General features: G+C 52.6%; 19 protein-coding genes. 17 read left to right on the top strand and 2 right to left on the bottom strand.

What is annotated here, in order from left to right; translation table 11 throughout:
- Window positions 1-192: 192 nt before the first annotated feature.
- Together repC and LC094_RS20815 are read right to left on the bottom strand one after the other, a co-directional pair.
- A complete protein-coding gene (repC, locus tag LC094_RS20810) occupies window positions 193-1,461 on the bottom strand; it encodes a replication initiation protein RepC (protein ID WP_226554721.1) in 1,269 nt (422 codons plus the stop codon).
- A 359-nt stretch (window positions 1,462-1,820) separates the two neighbouring features.
- Entirely contained in the window at window positions 1,821-2,153 is a 333-nt protein-coding gene (locus LC094_RS20815; RefSeq protein WP_226554722.1) for a hypothetical protein, read from the bottom strand.
- A gap of 317 nt (window positions 2,154-2,470) precedes the next feature.
- Between LC094_RS20815 and LC094_RS20820 the strand changes: the two genes are divergently transcribed.
- The 17 genes from LC094_RS20820 to LC094_RS20900 all read left to right on the top strand — a co-directional run bounded on the left by LC094_RS20820 (window position 2,471) and on the right by LC094_RS20900 (window position 17,521).
- Window positions 2,471-2,869 (top strand): hypothetical protein, encoded by a 399-nt coding sequence (locus LC094_RS20820; RefSeq protein WP_226554723.1) that lies wholly within the window; start codon window positions 2,471-2,473, stop codon window positions 2,867-2,869.
- A gap of 143 nt (window positions 2,870-3,012) precedes the next feature.
- Complete coding sequence (locus tag LC094_RS20825; protein WP_226554724.1) at window positions 3,013-3,372, top strand: hypothetical protein; 360 nt, start codon at window positions 3,013-3,015, stop codon at window positions 3,370-3,372.
- Window positions 3,373-3,444: 72 nt separating this feature from the next.
- Window positions 3,445-3,735 (top strand): type IV conjugative transfer system protein TraL, encoded by a 291-nt coding sequence (gene traL / locus LC094_RS20830; RefSeq protein ID WP_226554725.1) that lies wholly within the window; start codon window positions 3,445-3,447, stop codon window positions 3,733-3,735.
- On the top strand, window positions 3,735-4,292 hold the full coding sequence (locus tag LC094_RS20835; RefSeq protein WP_226554726.1) for a type IV conjugative transfer system protein TraE: 558 nt from the start codon (window positions 3,735-3,737) through the stop codon (window positions 4,290-4,292). The genes traL and LC094_RS20835 overlap by 1 nt, the downstream gene beginning before the upstream one ends.
- Window positions 4,285-5,001: a TraK domain-containing protein gene (locus tag LC094_RS20840; RefSeq protein ID WP_226554727.1), complete on the top strand. Its 717-nt coding sequence runs from the start codon at window positions 4,285-4,287 to the stop codon at window positions 4,999-5,001. The genes LC094_RS20835 and LC094_RS20840 overlap by 8 nt, the downstream gene beginning before the upstream one ends.
- Complete coding sequence (locus LC094_RS20845; RefSeq protein ID WP_226554728.1) at window positions 5,001-6,245, top strand: TraB/VirB10 family protein; 1,245 nt, start codon at window positions 5,001-5,003, stop codon at window positions 6,243-6,245. Before LC094_RS20840 ends, LC094_RS20845 begins: the two co-directional genes overlap by 1 nt.
- The gene (locus LC094_RS20850; RefSeq protein WP_226554729.1) at window positions 6,242-6,673 is read left to right on the top strand and encodes a TraV family lipoprotein; all 432 of its coding nucleotides are present in this window, start codon (window positions 6,242-6,244) and stop codon (window positions 6,671-6,673) included. The genes LC094_RS20845 and LC094_RS20850 overlap by 4 nt, the downstream gene beginning before the upstream one ends.
- Window positions 6,670-9,150, top strand: coding sequence for a type IV secretion system protein TraC (gene traC / locus LC094_RS20855; RefSeq protein WP_226554730.1), 2,481 nt, complete (start codon window positions 6,670-6,672; stop codon window positions 9,148-9,150). The genes LC094_RS20850 and traC overlap by 4 nt, the downstream gene beginning before the upstream one ends.
- Before the next feature lie 283 nt (window positions 9,151-9,433).
- Entirely contained in the window at window positions 9,434-9,769 is a 336-nt protein-coding gene (locus tag LC094_RS20860) for a TrbI F-type domain-containing protein (protein WP_226554731.1), read from the top strand.
- A gap of 2 nt (window positions 9,770-9,771) precedes the next feature.
- Window positions 9,772-10,308, top strand: coding sequence for a S26 family signal peptidase (locus tag LC094_RS20865; protein ID WP_226554732.1), 537 nt, complete (start codon window positions 9,772-9,774; stop codon window positions 10,306-10,308).
- Entirely contained in the window at window positions 10,284-10,928 is a 645-nt protein-coding gene (locus tag LC094_RS20870; protein ID WP_226554733.1) for a hypothetical protein, read from the top strand. Before LC094_RS20865 ends, LC094_RS20870 begins: the two co-directional genes overlap by 25 nt.
- Window positions 10,925-11,917, top strand: a complete 993-nt coding sequence (traU, locus tag LC094_RS20875) for a conjugal transfer pilus assembly protein TraU (protein WP_226554734.1) — start codon at window positions 10,925-10,927, stop codon at window positions 11,915-11,917. The genes LC094_RS20870 and traU overlap by 4 nt, the downstream gene beginning before the upstream one ends.
- Complete coding sequence (gene trbC, locus LC094_RS20880; RefSeq protein ID WP_226554735.1) at window positions 11,878-12,639, top strand: type-F conjugative transfer system pilin assembly protein TrbC; 762 nt, start codon at window positions 11,878-11,880, stop codon at window positions 12,637-12,639. The genes traU and trbC overlap by 40 nt, the downstream gene beginning before the upstream one ends.
- The gene (gene traN, locus LC094_RS20885; protein WP_226554736.1) at window positions 12,636-14,864 is read left to right on the top strand and encodes a conjugal transfer protein TraN; all 2,229 of its coding nucleotides are present in this window, start codon (window positions 12,636-12,638) and stop codon (window positions 14,862-14,864) included. Before trbC ends, traN begins: the two co-directional genes overlap by 4 nt.
- Window positions 14,864-15,271 (top strand): conjugal transfer protein TraF, encoded by a 408-nt coding sequence (gene traF, locus LC094_RS20890; RefSeq protein ID WP_226554737.1) that lies wholly within the window; start codon window positions 14,864-14,866, stop codon window positions 15,269-15,271. The genes traN and traF overlap by 1 nt, the downstream gene beginning before the upstream one ends.
- On the top strand, window positions 15,264-16,118 hold the full coding sequence (locus LC094_RS20895; RefSeq protein WP_226554738.1) for a conjugal transfer protein TraF: 855 nt from the start codon (window positions 15,264-15,266) through the stop codon (window positions 16,116-16,118). The genes traF and LC094_RS20895 overlap by 8 nt, the downstream gene beginning before the upstream one ends.
- Before the next feature lie 11 nt (window positions 16,119-16,129).
- Window positions 16,130-17,521, top strand: a complete 1,392-nt coding sequence (locus tag LC094_RS20900) for a conjugal transfer protein TraH (RefSeq protein WP_226554739.1) — start codon at window positions 16,130-16,132, stop codon at window positions 17,519-17,521.
- Window position 17,522: the final 1 nt, after the last annotated feature.

The raw sequence follows: 17,522 nt of genomic DNA on the forward strand, positions 1-17,522 counted from the left end.
GCGCAACGGGAGGTGAGAAGGGTGTGGTAAACTCCAAACAGAACCGCGCGCTGAGTTTGGCCTCTGGCGCCAAATCAGCTTCTTTTAGCCATGGGTCAGGCCCTGGCCCGCTTGTCGGCCGAGAAACGATCACAGAGCCGCCCGACGACGATACGGGGCCTGTCATCATGAAGAAACACGTTCCCGCAAAACTCATTTGTATCTCTGTCTTTCTGCTTCTCGTTCACGCCGGGCCAATAGTCCCATGAATGAGGCAAGAAGATTTAGTTCGCCCGTTTTTGCGGCATGTGTCAGGCTTCTCAAATAGCCTCCGGGGGATGCAACAGGGTTTTTGGGATCGCTGGTTTTTGCGTCGGTTATGAGCGCCGCAATGATCGCTCCCATCAGTCCCATTTGAGCTATTGCGGCCTCCCATGCTGTTCTGTTTGTTCCCAACTCAGAAAGGCGGGTCCAAGCGCCGACCTCGATCTGATAGAGACCCGGATTAGGATCCGGCTGCCCACCGTTTGCGATGTCAATGTGCATTTTCAGCTCGTCGGATGCGAGTTCGTAAACCATTCGATTAGAAACACGCGGTATAGTTTTATGATTGTGTTCGTCGTTGGCTCCGACATTCTTTTTTTCTTCGCAACGCGAGGAGCCGTGAGGCTCTGAGCCAATTGAATTTATGTCCGAGGATTTATCCTCGGTCATTTTATCCTCGCCGTTGGCGTTACAAGACAAGATATTATCTTCGATTTGGTCTTGTATATGGCACCCGAAATGATTTTCGGGCTGACCAGAAATATTCTTGGGGATTTGAGCGAGCTTGTTGAGTTTCATCAACAGGGATTCAGCCTGTTCTACATGCTCTTTTAGCGCACCGAGAGAGAGACTAATCAGCTTGTCCGAGCGCGGCCAGCTTTTGAACTCTTCAAGGCACTCAAGTGCGCCTTTAGCAGTGCGGGATTTTGACGCCAACACTGTGATCGTGCCCTTTACATGCCTGTACAGTCGGGACCGTGCGCCCCGCAGCTCGTCGTGCTCTTTCTTGTCATCGGCATCACGCTCCAACGCGTCGAGCATGTCGGGCAGGATATTGAGGCCGGGGGTTAAAAACAGACCGAGCCGCTTGCGGCGGCATCGTGCTCCATTGGCGCCGACCCGTCTCTCGATCAGACCGATCCTTTCAAGTTCGACCTCGTGATTGTGCAAGGACCGCGGAGTGATCCCGCGCCCAGCAATCAGCGTTTCTTGCTTCGAGAAGCAAAAAGGTTCGGCGTGAGGGTCCGTGAATTCGCCCGGAGGAACGAGATCGAAGATGATTTCTAAGGTCCGGACGCAGCCCGCAGACGCACCACGGAGCTGTGCATATTGGGTGCATAGCTTTCGATAGCGATCTCGGTTCCAGCGCTCAGGTAGGCCGTTATGGTAGCGTTGTTGCGCACCCTTACGGGCGGCAGAAATATGTTGGAATGACATGCTCTGTCCTCGTTTTGTTGGCGAGGCATCAACCGGCAATACAAATTTATTCGCGAAAACCGCGTTTTTCTCTTGTTTGCGATGTGGGGGAGGTGCTACAAACTACCTAAATTTCGTGAAGGTACATCAGAGTTGGCGCTCTGGTTTGTAGATCCCCCCCCGCCGGTTTCCTCCGCGCGGGGGTTCTCTTTTATTTGTTTGGGTTTCCTGCTCCGATTCCTTTGTTACTTTGGTCTTGTATACTGCGTTTGGGCGACGAAATGTAGTCATGAACACGAAACATAGTTCAGCCAAACTTGAAGATCGCTATATGATGGGTGCTCATAAGGGAAGCCATCGTGCAACCTTTACCAAGAAGATTAAGCGCATTTTCTCGAACCGGCCTGATCAGACTTTTGTATAGGAAAGACACGATAGACAATCACGCCGGGCTCCAGCGGCACTTTCATATGTGTTACACCAACTTTCTTCAAAATCGCAGATAGCGCGGCGAGTGACTGGAACGTCCGCACTGTTGGTTTCGATGGAGAGTAGAGCACCGCTTTGGTCTGTTCGTCTATTGGTGAAGAAAGCTGAAATTCTATTCTACGCCGCAAATTTGGTCCTTTTGTCTCATTCATCGAGATTTCAATAAGCCCACTGGACTTCAACAAACTCGTGAAAGCTTCTTGTCCAACAGGAATATTAATCATGAGAACCTCCACACATTCACTTAAACAGAGAATTTAGAATTCCGACACAAACGTGTATTGCGGCAAAACATGTTTTTGCGCCCAAACTCTGTTTAGCGACCGTTACTGAGTATGCAAAGACAAAAAATTTCCTGAAGGCAACATTAATACATTGCCGAAATTAAAGTCTCAGAGGGAGATCTTGCGATATTCAGGCAGAAAAATGGAATTTCACAAACTGTTTGCCTCACCAGTTTTTGAAAGATTTTAGCCAAAACACAGTCTTGGTTTGATAATGAGTCTAGCTCACGAACATTGTTTAAAGTACAGACAATGTATTGAACCCAAAACGTCATGAAGCGAGGGATAAAATGAAGGGTGCGCCGGGGATCGTCTGGGAAGCAGGAATAGACGATGAAATTGAGGCAGGTGCTAAAGTCACCTTTCTAGCTTTGGGGCCAGAGGATACCTCTCTTGATAGCGTGGAGGGCTGGTACGTCGTCCTCGAAATGCCAGACGGAACGATGAAGTTGCTTGTCAAGCAAAAGGTGTTTGGGCCCCGCCTTTTCAAGACTTATCCTGGCATTTCTGCGTTTGCTAAAGATCATTGCAAAGATTGGGCATCTATCACTCTACCATTGGTTCCCACAGTGAGAAGCGAAAAAGAGGTTTGGGAATTTATTGAAAATTCAGGGAATTCGAGGCCAACAGTTCCAACGAAAAAGAGGAAATTCTAGAATTCGTCCTGAGTAGATACTCAGTTAAAAATCAAAACTGAGTTTTGATTTAATACTTTGTTTTGGCGCAAGACTCGTTTAGGGTGCTCATCGTCGGTATTGACCGACCAAATTTGCACAGACTTATGAACGAGGTTCAAAACATGAAACTTTTGAAAAAAATTGCTGCCGTTTCTGGCGCAGTCATCTCTCTTCTTGCCCCCGCTGCAGCGATGGCGGCGGGTGCCGACACCGGCGTTGAAGCTGGGTTTTCCGAAATCACTACGACCCTGACAACCCTGCTGACCGGCGCAGGTGGTTATCTCGTCTTGATCATTTCCATCATCGTGGCTGCTGTCACGCTCATGGCAACGGGCCGTTGGACTTACGTCATCACCGCCGTCGCCGTTTCCCTTTTCCTTGGCTACGGCCTCAACATCGTTTCCTCGGTTGGCGGCGTGACCGCGACGACCGACATGGTTCCCGTTGCTTCCGTAACCACTGCGGAAATCCCGGTATCCTAATCCCCCAAAGACACTCTAACCGCGCGCTATGGCGCGCGGTTTTCAACGAGTCTGTCTGCGCTGGAGGTAAGGATGCAGGAGAACGTAATTCGAATTGAACAACGTCTACAGGAACAGGGTCGTATCCTGATTTTTCCCATCGACGAAGGCTTGGCGCTCCTCGCCCCCTTCGGCGTGGCGCTAGCGCTTCAAGCAGCATTGCTAGGAATTATTCTGGGTCTCGCCAGCTATTTGATCTGGAAGAGGCTCAAAGGAGACGGCGGTATTGAGGCGCTTCTTGCGATGCTCTACTGGTTCCTCCCCAAAGAAATCAGCCCTCTCAAATCATGGCCCGATAGCGCCGTAACAATGTGGAGGGGTTAATGAACTTCGCAACACTTTCAAGCAAAATGAAAGCCGCACAAAGAGCGCGCAACGGTCTAGCACTTGTCCTCTGTGTTTCAATCGGCACGAACATGCTTCTTGGCTATAGGATTAGCCAGGAAAACACACAGGTTATTCTTATTCCTTCGCGTGTTTCCGACGGGATGGTTGCGCGTGGCGCCGCTGACGTTCGTTACATTGAAGCGCTTAGCCTCGATGCCGTTTACGCGATGTATACAGTTTCACCTGGCACAGTTGCCTATGGGAGAACTGTGATCGAACGCCTCTCGTCGGCCAGCGACAGAGCAAGGCTTTTGGACGCCTACGACGATATTACTGAAGACATTAAGAGGCGACGTATCTCCACCGTCTTTAGGCCCGGAAAAATTACGCATGACCTGTCGCGTCTCCAAGTGATCGTAGATGGCTCACTCGCAACCTACCTCGACACCACTGAAGTCAACGCGACACGGCGGCGTATCAAGATCAGCTTTGTGGAGGAGGGTGCTTCCATTCGCCTTTCCCGCATCGAACTTGTGGAAATTGAAGATGAATAAATTGATACTTGTGGCCTGTTTCGGAGTTTTTTTCACATCTCCAGCGACTGCCGAACAAAAACTCTCTGTTGACCCCAATGGAACTGTGAAGATCGCTGCATCGGTCAACGATGTAACCCGGATCACTGTTCTTGGAGACCGTATTCGACGCATCATCAAAGATGAAACATCCTTCCAGGAAATGAACGACGAAACGACTGGCGATATTTTTCTCCGCTATGCGGGTCCGAAAGACAAACTCGTTCCTGAAACGGGCTACATCATCACCGAAGCCGGAACGACAATCGGATACGAAATTACCCCAAAAGCAAACCTTGATGCAGAGACGGTTGTCATCAACGTAAAGGGGCAGCTCGCACCGCAGGAAAGCAGAACGTCCGCCGGAGGCTCAGCACCCACCGGAGGTTTCGAACTCGCAGCAGGAGAAGCCGGGGGTGGCTACGCGTCGCAACTTGTCGCCGTGGCTAAAGCTGCGATTGACAAGCATATCGGTGGCAAGGCCGCGCCAAACCGTGGTCATGGGACAGTCATAGCTTCCGAAACATCCTCAGGAATGCGCGCCCGTGTCCTCGTCGCCAGCGGCGGATCGAAAGGGAAATACGTGCGGCCACAAGATTTCTACAACTCCAAGACGCTCGCCGTCTGGGTCCAACGAAACAGCCTAGCGCCGCGTCAAAGCGCTTGGGTCATTGTCGTGGAGAAACACTGATGTCGGATGCTCGCAAAAAACAGCAATGGATTATCTTTGGCGGCGCCGGGGCTGTATTGCTTCTTGTTGTTATTGTTCTCGGCCAAGCGATGAACAATAAGCAAGCCGCGTTTCGCAGCACGTCGAGCGGCACAGTGGACGAAACGATCATTGCCGATCGCACGTCGCAGGCCTCACCAGAATTGAGTTGGGCGCGGCAGAGCCGCGACGAATTGGACAATCTCAGTCGCACAGTTACTGAACTTACAAACACGATCACCACGATGTCGGAACAGCAAAATTCGCAGCTCCAAGAGATGCGGACGCAATACGACGAAGTGATTATTCAGCAGCAGGCCGAGATTAATGCACTCAAAGAAGGTACCGCAGCAGTTAGACCGGCTCCTGAAGGTGCAGTTCTTGGAGGGAATGGGGAAAACTACGGTCAAGAGTTTGTGACCGTGAATGGTCGCACACCAATCGCAGGGTCGAACCAACCGGGAAGCTCTGCGACGGCTGGTGCGCAAACGACCGTCCAACCGTTCGGGGCAGGGTTCGCAAAAGACTTCACCCTCGCAGAAAAGCCCAAGGCGGAAGCGGAAGAAGCCGCAGACATCTCTAACAAAGTCAAAGACCTGCGTTCGTATATTCCTGCCGGGAGTTACGCCCCAGCGGTGGTTATCTCGGGCGTAGACGCCTCGACTGGCGTTACATCCCGAGATGACCCCGTCCCGGTCCTCGTTCGCATTACTGGACCTGCGACGACCGCTGCGGCGGGATCAGGAACGGGCCGTAAAATCAACATCACAGGTTGCACGGTCATGGGATCGGCGCGTGGCGATCTGTCCTCTGAGCGCGTCTATGTGCGGCTCACGACTTTGACGTGTCTCGGCAAGAACAACCAAGTGATCGAAACGAATGTTGCCGGTCTTATAGCTGGATCGGGCAAGGCCGGCGTTCGCGGGCATGTCGTAAGCCGTGAAGGGAACCTTGTACGCAACGCAGCTATGGCAGGTGCTTTGAGTGGCTTCGCGGACGCTGTGTCCAGCGCCGCTTCTATCGCTAGTGCCAACGACGAGGCGGACTCGGTAGGAAGCGTCATGGCTGGCGCAGCGGGAGGCATCATCGGTGGCGGCACAGGCAACGCCGCGAACACTTTGGCCGAATATTACATTCAACGCGCTGAACAATATCAACCCGTCGTGTCCCTTTATGCCGGAACTGACGTCGAAGTTGTCTTTATGGAAGGGGTAGCCCTGCAATGATTATTTCTAAGAAAAACTCCGTCTGGTCTTCGATGGTAGCGGTAATGCTTTTGGGCGGATGCGCCGCAAGCAACACGGAGCGGGACTTCCTCTGTCCGGTGCAAGATGGATCGCCTTGTTCAACAATCTCTGCGGCAGATGTCGGCAATGGCTCAATTCCCACGCCTGTGCGCGAGCAAGGAGCTGACACCCTGAACAAAGACCTCTCTCAACAACCTTTGGGCATTGGCACTGGGAAAGGCGCACAAAGTGCCACCGGAGGTACATCATTCGGTGATGGAGGGTCTCCGTACTACGCTGCAAAATATCGCGTACCGGAAGAAGTAGGCACGCTCTGGATTGCACCCCACCAAGACAATGACGGGTTGTTGTATGAAGCAAGCTACGTCCATTTTGTTGTGCGCGAACCTTACTGGGCTTCCAAATGAACATGAAAGCATTTTTCCAGAGCTTGTTCGATGACCCTGATTGGAGCGAAGATCAGCCGGAAGCTTTAGCTCATGATGTCATAGCGGACCTTCTCCCTTACCGTGTTTATGATCCCGAGACAGAGTTGTACTTTAACGAGTTTTCGACGGGTTTCATGATCGAAGTGAGCCCTGTTGTCGGGTCGGACGAGGCCGCGTCGAACCTTCAATCCGTTGTCAACGCGAATGCGCCAAACGGTGCAACCATACAGTTCCTCAACTGGACCAGCCCCGACATTGACGCCCAGTTGATCAACTGGGCCAAGCATCGATTGACAGGGGATGAACTGGTTCAAGAAATGGCGCAGCGGCGCATTGCGCACCTGCGAGCTGCGCGCTTCGGCACGGATCATGTGATCAAGGCATTGCCGCACCATCGCCGCGTATTCGTGGTCTGTTGGCTTGACGGAGATGCAGACCTTGGCAAACAAAAGGAGCTTCGGAACTTCCGTCGGGCGCTCTATGCCGTCTTTGGCGGCGAGCAATATGTTTCGCATGTGGGACCGGGAGCCTTCCTGAAATTCATGTCCGAAATCCTGCACTGTCGCGGCATTAGCGGCCTGTCGGACCAAGAGTACAATGATCAAGAAGCGCTGAACCATCAACTGCCGGGAGCCGGGCTGCACGTCCATAGATCGGCAATTGGTCTGATGGGGGAGCCGAACATGTCGGTCGCCAGCGCCACAGTGCGGCGCTATCCGAACCAATGGCAATTTGTCTTGGGGATGCTGCTGAACGGTGTGCCCGAAAGGATCTCGGATCGACCGTCGGGACCAGTGCTTGTGTCCTTCACAATGCGCGTCCGATCAAAGTCCGATTCCACGGGGTTCCTGACAAAAAAACGCGCCGGGCTGCAACACACAGCAAGCACGCAATTCGCGAAATTCTCACCGAACCTAAGTGAGAAGATGGAAGAGTTCGAAAGCCTGAACAACCAGATCGAATTGGGCGAAAAACTGTTGGACACGGCCTATGTCGTGAGTGCTTACGCGCTCGGCGGGCCGGACGATGCACGGCACGGCTTGGCCGAAATGGCGAAAATCTACAGGTATGCGGGTTTGGTGTTGGAAAACGATACCTTCGTCCAATTGCCAATCTTCCTGTCCGCTTTGCCTTTCACCATCCACGGAAAACGGATGGATGACCTGAAAAAGCTTCAGCGCATGAAGATGTTGAAGACCGAAGCCGCAACAGCACTGGCCCCGCTCCACGGGGAATGGACCGGCTCAGGCAACGGCAAAGGGGTGCTCCTTCTTGGTCGCCAAGGACAGATCATGGATTGGGATAATTTCGACTCTGACGGCAACTATAACGTCGCCGTGGTTGGAAAATCCGGCGCCGGTAAATCGGTCTTCATGCAAGAGTTGATCACCTCGATCTATGCAGCGGGCGGCAAGGCCGTTGTGATTGACGATGGGTATAGCTTCAAAACGACCGTCGAAATCATCGGGGGCAAATTCGTCGGGTTCGATGGGTCGCAAGCCATTCGCTTGAATCCGTTTTCTATGCTGTCGGCGACAGACATGCAGCAAGACGAATATCGTGCCGAAGCTATCGAACTTGTCACGCGCATCATTGCCTCTATGGCCGCGCTCGGCGACGGCAAGCAAGGCCGTGTGGAAGACCTCGAAGAAGGGTTCATTTCCCGCGCGGTTGCTGAGCTTTGGGACAGCAAGGGCGGCGAGGCGGAAGTCACGGATGTTTGGAACCGTCTCAAAGAAATGGCGGAAGATGATCAGCGCCTTCTCGATGTGGTGGTGAAACTCGAAGCCTTCACGGTACATGGCCCGCACGGGATCTATTTCAGCGGCCCCGCAAACCTCTCTCTGGACTCGGATTTCACTGTTTTCGAGATGTCGGACATTAAAGGGCAAAAAGTGCTCCAAGATGTCGTCCTTCAGATCGTCATGTTCCTGGGAACAGAGCTGATGTTCAAAACAGACCGGGCTACGCCTGTGGCGATCCTGATTGATGAGGCTTGGGATTTGTTGCAGACCCATGCAACGGCCAAGTTCATCGAGGGCGTGGTGCGGCGGGCGCGGAAATACACCGGCGCGCTAATCACGGGCACCCAGTCTATTGACGACTATTACAACAACGTCGCCGCTGAAGTTTGTTTGCAAAACTCAGATTGGACAGTTCTTCTCGCTCAAAAGCCGGAAACAATTGATCGGTTGATTGCTGATAACCGGCTTTCGGTCTCGCCGCATATCGCTGGGCAATTGAAGTCCGTGCAAAGCGTGAAGGGGCTTTTCTCAGAAATGGGTGTCAAGGGCCCGAATGGGTGGTTCTTCGGTCGCCTCTTGCTCGATCCGTTCAGCTTGGCGGTTTACTCGTCCAAAGGGCAAACAGTTCAAAAAATCCGACGCCTCAAAGAACAAGGCTACACGACGGTCGAAGCGATCCGAATTCTTGTTGAGGAAGGCGGTGTCGAATGAGGGTCAGAACAGTCACTTTCAAACGTCCGCGCGATGAGAAATTTGCGCCCCAAAAGACATGGGGAGAGATTGCCCGAGAGACAATCGCCACTGTCCATAAGGGCCTGCCGGAAGACACGCCGTTGATCATCCGCAGGAACGCGATCGACGCCGCATATCCGTTCTCTGTGCGCAAACACTACCCCTACAAAATCTGGTGCCGGGAACGGCGGAACTATCTCGAACGGTTTGGTCACATTCCGGAAAATGCAAAGCCGCAGAAGAGCGAAGGAGAACCCCAAAAATGAACTTTACACGGGTAGCAGAACTCGCGCTGACATCGCTTTTCAGCATCGCGATCACGCTAGGGATTGTCATTTATTCGCAGCCCCAAGGGCTTCCGACTGGCATTGTCACGCTTGATGCAACCGAGGCGGTGCTGTCGTTTATCCAAGCCGGGGCGCGTGAGCTTGCGGACGCGGATTACGAAACCGAAGCTCTGAAGTACCAAGCGGAACTTGAGGCCGCCATTGCGCGCTTTGCTGAGGCAAACGACGTGATCGTTGTGAACTCGGCTGTCGTGCTCGCGGGCGCTCCTGATGTCACGGACTACGTGACGCGGGAGGCGATGCAGCAATGAGGATGAAAGGCTTCCTCAAGTGGAGTTTCGTTGCAATCGGCAGCATGTCGGCCGCGATTGGTTTTTGGGCTCTGCATGATTTACGGATCACGCTCAACGGCTCGGACTCCTTGCCGGAAAACGCATTTGTCATGTGGACGTGGCCGCAAGTCATCTGGCGCGGTGCAGTGATTAGCGCTGTACCGCCGGAGGCATATGCAGAGCATTTCGAAGGGGTTTATTTCACAAAGCGCGTCATCGGGAAGCCCGGCGACCTGATTACACATGATGGTGGAGCCCTTTGCGTCGAAACCGACGAAAGCAAAATCTGCTTCAAAGCCATAGAGCGAGAAGGGCAGGCATTTGCACCTTTGACCGCAGAAGGCGTCATTCCAGCCGGAATGTATGCCGCCTTTGGAACCACTGAAAACTCACTCGACAGCCGATATTCCACCGTGGGGCTCTTTCCGAAAGAGAACATCATCGCTGTGGGCGTAGGAGCAAACTGGATACCTCATTGGAAGGAGATCAAAGCATGGTCAGACGCGCGTGGATCGTAGGAGGTTTAAGCATTGCTGGGGCCGCTTTGGTGGCCGGTGCAGCGGCTTCCAAAGACTTTGGTGTCTATGGAACACTGTTCCCTGTGACTGAACCTGACTTTCTTCAAGAAATCATCGGACGCTTCCAAACGATGGAAGAGACGGGCGAGCTGAAGGAAATGGAGCGGGCAATGCAGGCGCGCACCCGCGAGTACATTGACCGACCTACAGTTGGCGCACTTCTGCCGCCAGCTGAAGAGTACCGGGCCTTCGAGTTCGATCCATCTATCACGCTGGATCGCGACTTGATGGATCAAAACGGGACAGTGTTTGCCAAAGCAGGCACACGGGTCAACCCGCTTGCATACTCAGGCTTTAGCAAAAGAATTGTCGTGATCGACGGAGACGAAGAGGCGCAAGTGAAGTTCGCCCTCTCCGAAGGCAATGAGATCGACACCTTGATTGTGATTGCCAAAGGGGCACCCCTCGATCTGAGCAACAATCACGGGCGACGGTTTTGGTTCGACCAACAAGGGGTCATCGTTGCGCGCTTTGGCTTGGAATACCTGCCGAGCGTCATCACGCGCGCCGATCCGGTGATGTTGATTGAAGAAATCCCCGTTGAAAAGGTGACAGAATGAAAAAGCTCGCGAAACTGATTGCGCTTTCTTTCACGCTCTTACTGGGCGGAGAAGCGGCAATTGCCAAATGTAATGCGAAGTTCCTGAACCCGATTACCGAAGTCTGCTGGGACTGCATTTTTCCAATCTCTATTGGAGCCATTCGCGTTCTCAACAAAAGGCCGGACACGTCAAACCCGTCATTGCCAGTCTGCCTTTGCCCCGGCGTACCGCCCCGTATTGGGCTTGCAATCGGTCTTTGGGAACCGGCGCGGCTCACAGATGTTGCAAATGAAGCCGGTTGCTTTGTGAACATGGGGTTCAAGGCTGATCTTGGCCTGTTCTCAATCGGTAAGTCCTCCGTCACCAGCCAAGACGGCGACCAGACGGGCAGCAAATGGCAGTCTCACTATTACTACTATCCCCTGATTTCTTGGCTCGGGACCGTTGTAGATGGTCTATGCCTTGAAAGCACGGCGTTCGACATCGCCTATATCAGCGAATTCGACCCGCTTTGGCAGGACGCCGAACTAAACACGCTGATCAACCCCGAGGCAATTCTGTTCGCCAATCCCATTGCGCAAGCGGCGTGTTCTGCGGACTGCGTTGCGACATCGAGCGGCAATCTGCCGATGGACAGCCTCTTTTGGTGCAACGGGTGCCAAGGTGGGATGTACCCGATCCAAGGGGACAGCAATGCGCACTATGGCGGCATCCAAGCATCGGAGACCGTAACCGCAAAAATGATCGCCCGACAGCATAGGCTAGGGTTAGCGCGCACGACATCATCGAGCGGATCGGCGCTCTGCACACCATCAGTCTCGCCGATCATCAAAAAATCCCAATACCGGCTCCAAGTCACACGCCCGAGGGCAAAGACAAGTGGCCGGTATGCCTGCGGGCCGCTCGGGTCCAGCACGCAATTTGTCGATTCAATGAGAGAATTTCCATACAAAGGGGAGAGCTTCGGATGGCTCATGTGGCGCAAGCGCAATTGTTGCGCACTTTGATTACAGCTGGCTTTTGCTCTTTCGCAGCCTTCGCATTCGCGCAAGAAAACGAGACAGAGGTCGCCCCAGATTATGCACCGGGAGCGACCGGCATCATCACGGCGCCTATCGCAAGAATCGTCAGAGATGCAGAAAAGCGGGGCGATGAACTGGCGGAACAGCTGACCATTCAATCCGCTCAAGAAGGTGTCGAAATTGACGACCTTGAGGGCATCCGGACACGCGCGCTCAATGACCCGCGTGTGAGAAAACTCTTGGGCGTTGAAGACGACATCAGCGCGCAAGGCGACGAAGAAAAGTATGGGGAAACAGAAGCGATCCTGTTTGCTTCGTTTTCCATGCCGAAAGAGTCGCTTCGCCAGATGATGCAGGAAGCGACACAATACGGTGCAACCATCGTGTTCCGTGGGTTCGTAGACAATTCGGTCTTCGAAACACGGGCAAAGCTCGAAGAAGTTTTCGAAGACGATGAAATCGGGGAAGCCTTCGCCATTGATCCTACGCTGTTCCGGCGTTTCGAGGTTAAATCGGTGCCTATGGTTGTCGTCCTTGGCGAAGAACTGGACGTGTGCGAAACGCCCAACTGCGAAGCCGATGCAATGCCCCTGCATGATCGTCTTCTTGGTAACATCCCGCTTGAAACCGCGCTGCGCATTATCGCGGCCGGAAACGGTGATGCGAGCGACGTGGCGAGTGGACTTCTTGCGGGAGGTCAAAAATGAGTTGGCGTTCCTCTCTCCACCAGATCGCCCTCTCCTTTGTTCTGGCCGGGACGACTGGAGCGAGCTTTGCCGAAGACATCGACCCGACACAGCGCGCGAAAGACATAGGTGCGACCGTTAGTCTTGGCAGCGGATCGTCCGTGTTCACCAATTCGACCGTAACCGAAACTGTGACCCCCTATGGAGGCACCGATGTAGAAGAAACCTCGATCAACGGGAACAACATCGAGAGTCGCACGAATGAGCAAGTCATTTCCGGTAGCACTGCGTCTGAGGCCTATCAAAACATCAACGACAGCTCTGAACTGCGACCGGACTATGATCTAAATACAGATTATTTCGGAATACAGGCCGGTGATGCTGCGACTATTAATGCTGAAGAAATCGCCGGCCAATATTTTAGCAGCTCTGAAACGGAGAATCCTGCCTGCAACTTTGACGAGTTTAGCGTGCTGGAACCATTCGAGCGTTATTGCGACGTGCACGCTAATCTCGAAGAGAAGACATGTACGATTGAACGCGTTGTGGAAGTCGATCGCCGCGACGACTGGCAATGCGATATTGCTCAAACTGACTTAACCGTAACCTGTGAAGTCGGTGATGACGGAGAATGTGACATTGCCGACTTACCGGAGGGTAACCCTGGCAATCAATGCACGTTTATTGAAGAGCGCTGCACGGTATATGACGATGAGGTGCTTAGAGAACCTGCAATTGGATCGGTGGGCCCCGACAACTGGTATTCTTCTTACACCAATAGTTTCGTTTATCCAGGTACTGCAAATTATATCGAAGGGATTAATTGCGGCACATTAAATGCAGGCGTGTGTTCAGAGGGGCTTTTTGCTGCTTCGTTTTTGGTCTGGGATAGAAACATTATCATAAACGGATATTCATCCTCAGCTCCAATGGCTTACACCACCTTCGACGAAACAGGTTATTATAATCCCGCCGATGGTTGGACTTATCATGTTGATACTTCGACCTTTGTTGGTGGTGATATGATGCTGCCGCGGTATGCCATTTATCGGACTAAAACAGGAGATGGCGAGTGCATTGAGAAAGAGCGCGACTATATTTGTCTTGCAACCGATCAGTGTGAAAGCCTGCGTGAAAACGAGCTCTGCGAACAAACCGGAACCGATTGTCTCAGCGAAAAAGACGGTTTGTGTGAGCTTGAGCGACTAGACTACAGCTGTTTCAATGACCTTACGAACCATACGCCGGCAACACTTGTTGAAACCGAAATCCTGCGTGTCGAAGATTTTTTGATTAACCAGTGCGACCCAGATCCTGCCGAGGAAGGGTGCATTGTTGAGGAATTGACCTGTACTGTTGGTGAAGAAATTCGCACGGTCATGGGTTTCCCGGTGTCGAGGGATTGCTGGGAGTACGAGCAAGCTTACACCTGTCTGGGTGATAGTTCGACGGAGTACACCGACTGCACACCCTTCAGGGAAGATGAGACATGCGAGGTCATCAGCGAGACGTGCCTGACTTATGGCGAAGCCGACGAGACAGACGGCCTTGAACCCGATCAATGTGTGCATTGGGAATATGGGTATCGCTGTGGTGGCGGCATTGATCTTCCTGAAAGCTGCACGGCAACCAACGTTTGCGTTGGGGATTTGTGTGAAGGCATCACCGATGAAGCGAACACAGACTTTGGTGAAGCTGCTGCGTGGCTAACACTTCTTGATGAAGCTGCAAAAGACAGCGAAAAATCCATTGATTTGCAAAATGTCGAGCTGTTCTCAGGAACCGCCCGTAAATGCAAAGTTGGTGCTGCCGGAACAATCAACTGCTGCAAAGATAGTGGTTGGGCCAACGACATTCTTGGGGATTGCTCGACAGAAGAGCTGGCCCTGATGGATCGCATCCAAGCTGATGCGGCTAAATATGTTGGAACCTATTGTAGCAAGCGTGCTCTGGGAGTCTGCCTTCAGAAAAAGAGGTCCTACTGTACCTTCAATTCTCAACTCGCGATGGTTTTCCAGAAGGAAATCCACAGATTGACCGAGACCTCGTGGGGGTCAGCAAAGCATCCCTCCTGCGGCAGTCTTTCTCTAAGCCAAATAGATGAACTCGACTGGGATCAAATCGACCTCTCAGAAGCGTTTGAGAATATGTTCAATGACGCAGATGTGGAAACGTCAGACACCGTAACGGAGTATCTTCGGGATCGCTTGGAACTGGCAGCCGACGCGGTAAAGGAGGCCGACTAATGAACCGGAGACACTTCATCACAGGATTGGCATTGGCGGCAATGAACGGTCAAGGCATTGCAGCGGAAGACTACCAAAAGCCGACGGTGGGCCTGATCTTTATCGGGGCAAGTTGGTGCCTCTATTGCAAAGCTGCGGCGAATGCCTTGAATGCTGCGGCGGCTCCCGTCGAGCTTCCAATTCTGGTCGCCTCACAGGACGGAAAACCTATCCCGCCTTTTCCCGACTTTGTTCTCGCCGAGGGGCACCCCCTAGCTTCTGACGTCGTGAAAATTCCGACATTATTGTTCGTTCATGTCCCGTCGCAGACGATCTTTGGAAAGATCGAAGGCTTCCGAAACCCCAGACGATATTTGACGCGAGTTAAGCAAACGCTGCTTTCCGGAAAGGAGGCGGGCTATGTTTGAGAACAAGACCGCCTTCAGCTTAGCCATAGCAATCACTGTCGCGAATGTAGCCCCATCGCAACCCCTTGCCGCCGCGAATGGGGGCGAGTTCGGATATTGTGGGGATCGAATCCAAACAGGTTGGAACTTCTATTGCGATCCGCCAGAGGAAGAACCGGCGCCGGAACAAACAGCGCCGCCACCCGTGGCGGAAGAAAAACCAAAACCGGAGACTGAACCCGAAGCGCCGCAAAAGACCTATACGGAGCAAATCGAAGAATACCGCAAGCAACTGGACGAGATTAAGTATCGTGCGGTGCTAGACCCAACGCCGGAAAATGTTCAAGCGTACATGGAAGCTCAGCAACATATGAGCAAACAAGCCGCGGCCTTTACTGACCAGTGGCAACGCGTCCTCTTTAAAACGCCTGAACTCGACATCAACACGCGCTTTCCGATGACGCAAATGGGCGGCGCGGTCTATCAAGACCAAATCCGCGTAGCGCGGGAGAACTCTCTGAAGCAAGCAGCTGCGAACCTGGGCTTCATGGTGATTGTCGAAGACAGCGCTGTGTGCGGCCTTTGCACACCGCAGCTCGAAGTCATCAAAAGGATGCAAGCGAACTTTGGCATCGAGCCGATTGTGGTCACGGTAGACGGGTCATTCCATCCTCTCTTTCCGAACGCGGTTGTGGACACGGGCCAGCTCAACGCATTCGGCTTGGCAGATGTTCCGCGTCCGACCGTGGCACTTGTTGAACCAAGATCCGGCATTGTTGAGCCGATCGGCTCAGGACTTCTTACGGAAGATACGATTTTAGAGCGCGTCCATGTTGTGACGCAAATCCCTGCCGGTGATCGGTATTAGGAGTAAAAGGCATGTTGAAAAAAATTGTTACAGCACTCTCGATCGTTTCATTTTTGGGATGTAGCACCGCACCGTCCTATGCAGATGGGCTTGTAGGAGATTTACAAGACTTTTGGGAACGTACAGGGGGCGGTGTGAACGTCACCCGACCTCAAGCATACAACGGTCAAATGGGGGGATATGTTACGCTCGGCTCGCTCTATGTGCGTAGTAAACCCCGAAATGCAAATATGATGAATATTCAGCTCCCTTCTGTCCGGGCAGGTTGTGGAGGCATCGACATTTTTGGTGGCTCGTTTAGCTTTATTTCCAAAGAAGAGATGATCTATCTCATGGAAGCAATCATGCAAAATGCTTCTTCATTTGCTTTCGAGCTTGCCCTTGAAAGCCTATCACCTGCGGTGGCCGAACAAGTTTCTAAGTTGCGCGATCTTCTTCAAGAAGTAAATGCCATGAACATCAACAGTTGTGAGGCTGGACAGATGTTAGTCGGCTCGCTCTGGCCCAAAATGGATGGTGCATCGCAGCACATTTGCCAAACTGTAGGGGGGATGAACGGGAAGTTCGCCGATGCTGTCGCTCGCCGTCATGGTTGCGGTACGGGGGGGCTTCAAAACGAAACTCTCAGCGAAGCAGAAGGTGAACTTGCAGACCAAGTTCCGATTAATATTAATTACGCTTGGCGGGCAGTCAAAAAAAACGGGTTTTTGGCATCCAATCCGCAGATTGGCGAGTTGTTCATGTCAATGACAGGAACCATTGTCACGACAGCACCGGCGAACGATGACGAAGGACCTCAGCATCGGTCAATTTCACCTCGGGCTTTCAGTCCAGAAATGCTTTTGGCTTTGGTAGACGGTGGTACAATTCCAATCCTGAAATGTGACGATTTTGATCAATGCCTCGAACCCTCTTGGACAGATGTTACCCTTAATCACGAAGATGCCTATTTCTCGCGCGTTGAAACGGTGATCCGAGCTATGTCGGACGCAATCCGCGACGACACCGCACTGACCGAAGAAATGATCGGGATCATCGGCCTTACTTCCGCTCCTGTTTATGAAACTCTCAAAACAGCCCGCGCATATAAATATCAGTTCGTAGATGACGAAATTGCGCTTCTGTCGGAACTCGTCGCCGTAGAATTGGCGATGCTGTACATGAACGAAACGCTCACCGAAATGAGCCGCAGCGCCTCTAACGTGGATACTTTCGGAGACATCATTCGTGAATTCCAAGAAACAATTCGGCAAACCCAAAATGGCTTTGGATCGATGCGCAGGCAAGCCGCAGAAAAATACAATGATGCACTTTCGGCTATTGAAAAGTTGCAACTCCACAAAGCTCTGCTGACGGCGGGAAGTTCTGCCAAATTCGCTTCTATGATGGGGCAGGGTGGTTGAT

The organism is Celeribacter naphthalenivorans, assembly GCF_020524585.1.
GTDB lineage: Bacteria > Pseudomonadota > Alphaproteobacteria > Rhodobacterales > Rhodobacteraceae > Celeribacter > Celeribacter naphthalenivorans.

Coding starts and splice junctions, on each gene's coding strand:
- traN (WP_226554736.1), top strand. CDS start 12,636: ATGAGTTGGCGTTCCTCTCTCCACCAGATCGCCCTCTCCTTTGTTCTG.
- LC094_RS20865 (WP_226554732.1), top strand. CDS start 9,772: ATGAAAGGCTTCCTCAAGTGGAGTTTCGTTGCAATCGGCAGCATGTCG.
- LC094_RS20815 (WP_226554722.1), bottom strand. CDS start 2,153: ATGATTAATATTCCTGTTGGACAAGAAGCTTTCACGAGTTTGTTGAAG.
- LC094_RS20860 (WP_226554731.1), top strand. CDS start 9,434: ATGAACTTTACACGGGTAGCAGAACTCGCGCTGACATCGCTTTTCAGC.
- LC094_RS20835 (WP_226554726.1), top strand. CDS start 3,735: ATGAACTTCGCAACACTTTCAAGCAAAATGAAAGCCGCACAAAGAGCG.
- LC094_RS20850 (WP_226554729.1), top strand. CDS start 6,242: ATGATTATTTCTAAGAAAAACTCCGTCTGGTCTTCGATGGTAGCGGTA.
- repC (WP_226554721.1), bottom strand. CDS start 1,461: ATGTCATTCCAACATATTTCTGCCGCCCGTAAGGGTGCGCAACAACGC.
- LC094_RS20900 (WP_226554739.1), top strand. CDS start 16,130: ATGTTGAAAAAAATTGTTACAGCACTCTCGATCGTTTCATTTTTGGGA.
- LC094_RS20825 (WP_226554724.1), top strand. CDS start 3,013: ATGAAACTTTTGAAAAAAATTGCTGCCGTTTCTGGCGCAGTCATCTCT.
- LC094_RS20845 (WP_226554728.1), top strand. CDS start 5,001: ATGTCGGATGCTCGCAAAAAACAGCAATGGATTATCTTTGGCGGCGCC.
- LC094_RS20870 (WP_226554733.1), top strand. CDS start 10,284: ATGGTCAGACGCGCGTGGATCGTAGGAGGTTTAAGCATTGCTGGGGCC.
- LC094_RS20840 (WP_226554727.1), top strand. CDS start 4,285: ATGAATAAATTGATACTTGTGGCCTGTTTCGGAGTTTTTTTCACATCT.
- trbC (WP_226554735.1), top strand. CDS start 11,878: ATGGCTCATGTGGCGCAAGCGCAATTGTTGCGCACTTTGATTACAGCT.
- traF (WP_226554737.1), top strand. CDS start 14,864: ATGAACCGGAGACACTTCATCACAGGATTGGCATTGGCGGCAATGAAC.
- traC (WP_226554730.1), top strand. CDS start 6,670: ATGAACATGAAAGCATTTTTCCAGAGCTTGTTCGATGACCCTGATTGG.
- traU (WP_226554734.1), top strand. CDS start 10,925: ATGAAAAAGCTCGCGAAACTGATTGCGCTTTCTTTCACGCTCTTACTG.
- LC094_RS20895 (WP_226554738.1), top strand. CDS start 15,264: ATGTTTGAGAACAAGACCGCCTTCAGCTTAGCCATAGCAATCACTGTC.
- traL (WP_226554725.1), top strand. CDS start 3,445: ATGCAGGAGAACGTAATTCGAATTGAACAACGTCTACAGGAACAGGGT.